Source organism: Providencia sp. PROV130 (assembly GCF_028482225.1).
Lineage (GTDB): Bacteria > Pseudomonadota > Gammaproteobacteria > Enterobacterales > Enterobacteriaceae > Providencia > Providencia rettgeri.
The window spans coordinates 1-1,440 of the sequence record NZ_JAMPQC010000074.1 but is presented as its reverse complement, the minus strand read 5'-3'; the positions used below and the strand labels follow the sequence as shown (position 1 = coordinate 1,440).

The following is a 1,440-nucleotide window of genomic DNA, read 5'->3' as shown; positions in this document are numbered from 1 at the left end:
AACTATCGTGCGGGCGGTGATCCAGCTCGCGCACGGGCTGGGCATGGATGTCATTTTCAGAAGACGACTGCACCAGTTGATTGGGCGTAATGGCTGTTGTGCAGCCAGCTCCTGACAGTTCAATATCAGAAGTGATCTGCACCAATCTCGACTATGCTCAATACTCGTGTGCACCAAAGCGAGGTGAGCATGGCGACGGACACCCCACGGATTCCAGAACAAGGCGTGGCCACTCTGCCTGATGAGGCTTGGGAGCGTGCGCGCCGTCGTGCGGAGATCATCAGTCCGTTGGCGCAGTCGGAGACGGTCGGGCACGAAGCGGCCGATATGGCGGCTCAGGCGCTGGGCTTGTCTCGGCGCCAGGTATACGTTCTGATCCGGCGTGCCCGGCAAGGCAGCGGCCTCGTGACGGATCTGGTGCCCGGCCAGTCCGGTGGAGGTAAAGGTAAGGGGCGCTTGCCGGAACCGGTCGAGCGCGTCATCCACGAGCTACTGCAAAAGCGGTTCCTGACCAAGCAGAAGCGCAGCCTAGCGGCCTTTCACCGCGAAGTCACTCAGGTGTGCAAGGCTCAAAAACTGCGAGTGCCGGCGCGCAATACCGTGGCCTTACGGATCGCTAGCCTTGACCCGCGCAAGGTCATCCGCCGGCGGGAAGGCCAGGATGCCGCTCGTGACCTACAAGGTGTGGGCGGCGAGCCTCCTGCCGTGACCGCGCCGCTGGAGCAGGTGCAGATAGACCATACGGTCATCGACCTGATCGTGGTCGATGACCGCGACCGGCAACCTATTGGCCGCCCGTACCTGACCCTCGCCATCGACGTGTTCACCCGCTGCGTGCTCGGCATGGTCGTCACGCTGGAAGCGCCGTCTGCCGTTTCGGTTGGCCTGTGCCTCGTGCATGTCGCCTGCGACAAGCGCCCTTGGCTGGAAGGACTGAACGTGGAAATGGATTGGCAGATGAGCGGCAAGCCCTTGCTGCTCTACCTAGACAACGCGGCCGAGTTCAAGAGCGAGGCCCTGCGCCGGGGTTGCGAGCAGCATGGCATCCGGCTGGACTATCGCCCGCTGGGACAGCCGCACTATGGCGGCATCGTGGAACGGATCATCGGCACGGCGATGCAGATGATTCACGACGAACTGCCGGGAACGACCTTCTCCAACCCTGACCAGCGCGGCGACTACGATTCCGAAAACAAGGCCGCCCTGACGCTGCGCGAGCTAGAGCGCTGGCTCACATTGGCGGTCGGCACCTACCACGGTTCGGTGCACAACGGCCTGCTCCAACCGCCGGCCGCACGCTGGGCCGAGGCCGTGGCGCGTGTCGGCGTACCGGCCGTCGTCACACGCGCTACTTCGTTCCTGGTCGATTTTCTGCCGATCCTCCGGCGCACGCTGACCCGCACCGGCTTTGTCATCGACCACATCCACTACTACGCCGAT

1 protein-coding gene and 1 pseudogene are annotated in these 1,440 nt (G+C 63.5%); both read left to right on the top strand.

Annotated elements, in window-relative coordinates:
• Positions 1-115 (top strand): annotated as a pseudogene (locus PSF28_RS23560) (EAL domain-containing protein); the annotation flags it as partial.
• 74 nt (positions 116-189) lie between these two features.
• The coding region (locus tag PSF28_RS23555; RefSeq protein WP_000179843.1) for a DNA-binding domain-containing protein at positions 190-1,440 on the top strand (1,251 nt) is incomplete at its 3' end.